This is a genomic window from Thermomonas sp., from assembly GCF_019104945.1.
In the GTDB taxonomy this organism is placed as follows: domain Bacteria; phylum Pseudomonadota; class Gammaproteobacteria; order Xanthomonadales; family Xanthomonadaceae; genus Thermomonas.
In genome coordinates, this window is record NZ_JAHRWW010000055.1 from 1 (window position 1) to 4,401 (window position 4,401).

Sequence of the window (4,401 nt, forward strand, 5' to 3'; positions counted from 1 at the left end):
TACCTCGCGTGCGCCTTCGGTTTGAACCATTCGGAATTTCCGAATAGTTCGTTCAGGTTCAAGCTCACCCTCGGCATAGGCGTTGGCCAGATGCTCGTTCACCGTGGGCACCGAGACTTGATACAGCTCCGCAATCTGCCGTTGCGCCAGCCACACGCTGTCCCCTTCCAGCCGCACCTCGATGCGGGTGCGGGCATCCTCACCGCGGTACAGCAGCAGTTCCGAGTGCGGCGGCTGGTCGTCCTGCGCGATCACGGCGCCACCCGCAGGTGGTAGGGCAGTTGCTTGAAGGTGATGCCCAGTTTACGCAGGCGGTCGGCGCCGATCGCGCAGCGGGCGGCATACACCACCTTTGGGCCGTTATGCGCGGGCAGGTGTTGCAACAGGGTGGAGGTGAGCACGTTGCCGCCATCGATGCTGCGGTCTTTCAGGATGCCGTTGTACAGCAGATAGACGGCGCGGCCTTGGTGTACGCCCAGCAAGGGGCTGGCGGTATCGGCGGCGCTGCGGCTGGCGCGTTTGCCGGGCAGGCCCATGCCGGTTTCCACAAACCAGACAAAGCGCGCTAGTTCGGCAAAGCGCACTTCATTGCTGATATGGCCACGGGCGTCGAACAGTGGTTTGCCGAGTTTGCAGAACTGGAAGCCGCCGCCGAGGCCTTCGACCTGCTGGCCTTTACCGTTGGTGTAACCCTGCGCCACGCGCTTGACGCGCTCTGCCGTCACATCGCGGGCGATGCCTTCATTTATTTCGACGAGGATGAAGCGGCGGTTGCCGCCGTCTTCGGCGTTCTGTTTCAGCACCGCGTGGGCGGTGGTGCCGGAGCCGGCGAAGCTGTCGAGGATGAGGGAGTCCTTGTCGGTAGCGATTTGTAGGATGCGTTGGAGCAGACGGGTAGTTTTTGGTGTATCAAAAACAGCTGCATCCGGAAACAAGCTGTTAACTTCCTTCTTCCCTTCTTGACTATGGCCAACATCGTCATACTTCCAAATTGTTTGACAAGCTACCCCTTGTTTGACTTCTGTCAAAAACCTTTTCAGAGCAGGAACATTATCCCCTCTAGCACCAAACCAAACACGATTATCTTCTACCATCTTACGGAAAACCGGCTCCGTATAAACCCAGCACCGACCACTGGGCAACTCGTGACGTTTGCCATTGGGCGCAACAAATGTATAGAACTGACTTTCAGTACCATGCCCTGCTTGTGCCGTCGCATCCGCTGGCTTCCAGTCACCACGCGGATCGTTATCCAAATTCCTATACCTGGCATTCATTTCATCTGAGCGCTCTAACAGATGCGGCTTCCAGCTGTCTTTATTTTTTGCGTATACCACAAGAAAGTCATGCGACTCAGAGAACCACTTCACGGCATTTTGCGGGCTGTATCTTTTTTCCCAAATGATCGTGCTTACAAAATTTCGCGCCCCAAAAATCTCATCCATCACCAACCGCAAACTGGCCACTTCGTTGTCATCAATTGACACAAAAATGACCCCATCCTCCCGCAAAAACTGCTTCAGCAGCATCAAGCGCGGATACATCATGCACAGCCAGCGATCGTGGCGGTCCAGCGTCTCGCCTTCCTTGCCCACCACCTCGCCCAGCCAGCGGCGAATCTCTGGTGAATTCACGTTGTCGTTATAGACCCAGCCCTCGTTGCCGGTGTTGTACGGCGGGTCGATATAGATGCACTTCACCTGCCCGGCGTAGCGCGGCAACAAGGCCTTGAGCGCCAGCAGGTTGTCGCCCTGCACGATGAGGTTGCCGGTATCGGCGTCGCCGCAGGACAACGATTGCACCGGCTCCAGCAGCCGGAACGGTACGTCCTGGTGGTGATTGACGACGGCGGCTTTACCGATCCAGTTCAGGCTGGGCATGCGGGATGTGTTCCAAAGAGAATTGCAGATAGTGTGCGGATGTGCGTCGCATGGACTGCGACAGTGGTCATGTATCTTCTTCCATCAAAGCCGAAAGCCCACGCGCACTGCTCCAGATACGCAGCACTTCAACATGGGTGGGAAGGTCGAGGTAGTAAATAAGGTAGCGCTCAAACGCCTTCACCGGGAAAAATCGCAGCGGCGCAGAAAGGCCGATCATGCAATTGGCGTGACGCGTTGAACCCATCGCAGGAAATTGCCCGATCCACATCAAAGTGATCTGCACTTGTTCCAAAAACCGCTCACCTAGTGCCATGCCACCTTCCGTGGTGTACCAATCTGCACCACTGGCTGCGTCTTGCAGCGCCCGTTGACTCCATTCAACGCGCTTCACGCGAATGGCGCTCCCACAACTCCTTACGCATCTGCGCAAAAGTTTCTGCCGTGACTTCACCTGCAGATCCCGACGCCATGCCTTCGGCAATCAACTGACGCAGAAACTCTGCCGCTTTTGCGCGTTGGCGCTGGCGAATCAGATCGCGCACGTAGTCGGATGTGCTGGAAAACCCGCCCTCGCGTACTTCTTCATCCACGAATTGCTTGAGCGGATCGGTCAAAGAAATATTCATCGTGGCCATAATGCACCTCAATTCAATGGCAAAGTTTGCCATTGAATTGTGCGCCAGATGCCTTCCAGAGACAAGTTGATCGAGTTTTATCGCTAGGCTGCAGCGTAGCGGGCGGCACTGCCCACCCAACGCGCCACGATTTGATCGGCCACATCAGGTGCATCGGCCAAGAGCTTGTCGGCCATGGCGTGTACGCGCGGTAGCAGGTCGGCGTCACGCACTAGGTCGGCCATGCGGAAGCTGGCAAGGCCGGTTTGCTTTGTTCCTAACAGCTCGCCCGGCCCGCGCAGCTGCAAATCTTTTTCTGCGATGGCAAAGCCGTCGTTGGTCTGGCGCAGGGTGTCGAGCCGTTGCCGCGCGATCTGCCCCAGCGGGCTTTGATACAGCAGCACGCAGCTCGACGCCGCACTGCCGCGCCCCACCCGCCCACGCAATTGATGCAGCTGGGCAAGGCCCAATCGCTCGGCGTTTTCAATCACCATCAACGAGGCATTAGGCACGTCCACACCCACTTCAATCACCGTTGTGGCCACCAGTAGTTCCAGTTCGCCGCACTTAAAGGCCTGCATTGTGGCTTGCTTTTCCGCCGCCTTCAGACGCCCATGCACCAGCCCCACACGCACACCGGGCAGCGCCGCTTGTAGCGCCTCAAAAGTGGTTTGTGCGGCCTGCGCCACTACTTCATCGGATTCATCAATGATGGTGCACACCCAGTACGCCTGCCGCCCTTCGGCGCAGGCTGCGCGGATGCGCTCGATCAATTCTGGGCGACGCTCGGCCGCCAGTGCAATGGTGGTCACCGGGGTGCGCCCGGGCGGAAGCTCGTCAATGGCAGAGACATCTAGATCGGCATACGCGCTCATCGCCAGCGTGCGTGGGATCGGTGTTGCCGTCATCACTAGTTGGTGCGGCGTGTTACCGCGTCCTTTGTCGCGCAGGGCCAGCCGCTGGTGCACGCCGAAGCGGTGCTGTTCATCGACGATGGCGAGTGCAAGGTCATGGAAGTCCACGCCTTCTTGCATCAGGGCATGGGTGCCCACCACCAGTTGCGCCGCACCAGAGGCCACCTCGGCTAATACTTTTGTGCGCGCTTTACCGGTGACTTTTCCCGCTAGCCAGCACACACGCAGGCCGAGTGGTGTCAGCCACGCCTGTAGATTGTTGAAATGCTGCTCAGCCAGCAGTTCGGTGGGTGCCATCAGCGCCGCCTGTCGCCCATCGGCCAGCGCCAGCAGTGCCGCCAATGCGGCCACCACGGTCTTGCCACTGCCAACATCGCCCTGCACCAAGCGCAGCATTGGCCTTGGCTGCGTCAAATCGGCACGCAGCTGGGCATACACGCGCTGCTGCGCATTGGTGAGCACAAACGGCAATACCTCCCGCAAACGTTCGACCAACACCTCGTTACCGCGCAGTGCGCGCGTACCTTCCGCCTGCAGTGCCAAACGTTGACGGCGCAAGCCCAGCTGGTGCGCCAGCAACTCTTCCAACGCCAGTCGCCGCTGCGCCGGGTGCAGGCCATTGTGTAACGCGGCAACATCGACATCACGTGGCGGCGTGTGCAAGGTAAGAATGGCTTGACGCAACGAAGGCAGGGCGAGTTTTTGCAGCCAAGAAGACGGCAAAAGTTCGAGTGCTGCATCGTCTGGCAGGCGCTGCAAGGCTTGCATAATCAACTTACGAATGCTGCCTGGGCCGAAACCTTCTATTTCTGGATACACAGGGTCTAGCGTATCGCTAAGCGCATGCGTACCCTCGCCCAAAAGGCGGTAACTCGGGTGCACGATTTCTAACCCGTGCTGACCAGACCGCGGCATACCGTAAACACGAATCACAGCGCCTTTTACAAACTGCGCCACCTGCGCTGCACGAAAATGGAAGAACCGCAGCGT

Annotated in this window: 4 protein-coding genes and 1 pseudogene; all 5 read right to left on the bottom strand. The window is 58.4% G+C overall.

The window, feature by feature from the left end; translation table 11 throughout:
- Positions 1-255 (bottom strand): annotated as a pseudogene (locus tag KUL77_RS12530) (hydroxyacid dehydrogenase); the annotation flags it as partial.
- On the bottom strand, positions 252-1,880 hold the full coding sequence (locus KUL77_RS12535; RefSeq protein ID WP_297147856.1) for a site-specific DNA-methyltransferase: 1,629 nt from the start codon (positions 1,878-1,880) through the stop codon (positions 252-254). The pseudogene KUL77_RS12530 and the gene KUL77_RS12535, both read right to left, overlap by 4 nt.
- A gap of 67 nt (positions 1,881-1,947) precedes the next feature.
- Complete coding sequence (locus KUL77_RS12540; protein ID WP_297147859.1) at positions 1,948-2,274, bottom strand: type II toxin-antitoxin system RelE/ParE family toxin; 327 nt, start codon at positions 2,272-2,274, stop codon at positions 1,948-1,950.
- Entirely contained in the window at positions 2,261-2,518 is a 258-nt protein-coding gene (locus KUL77_RS12545; protein ID WP_343231551.1) for a type II toxin-antitoxin system ParD family antitoxin, read from the bottom strand. Before KUL77_RS12545 ends, KUL77_RS12540 begins: the two co-directional genes overlap by 14 nt.
- Positions 2,519-2,601: 83 nt before the next feature.
- Positions 2,602-4,401, bottom strand: a 1,800-nt coding sequence (gene recG / locus KUL77_RS12550; protein ID WP_297147865.1) for an ATP-dependent DNA helicase RecG, incomplete at its 5' end; no start/stop codon positions are given.

What these genes read in the sequence shown, in the direction of transcription:
- KUL77_RS12545 (WP_343231551.1), bottom strand. Translation starts at nt 2,518, where the DNA reads ATGGCCACGATGAATATTTCTTTGACCGATCCGCTCAAGCAATTCGTG.
- KUL77_RS12535 (WP_297147856.1), bottom strand. Translation starts at nt 1,880, where the DNA reads ATGCCCAGCCTGAACTGGATCGGTAAAGCCGCCGTCGTCAATCACCAC.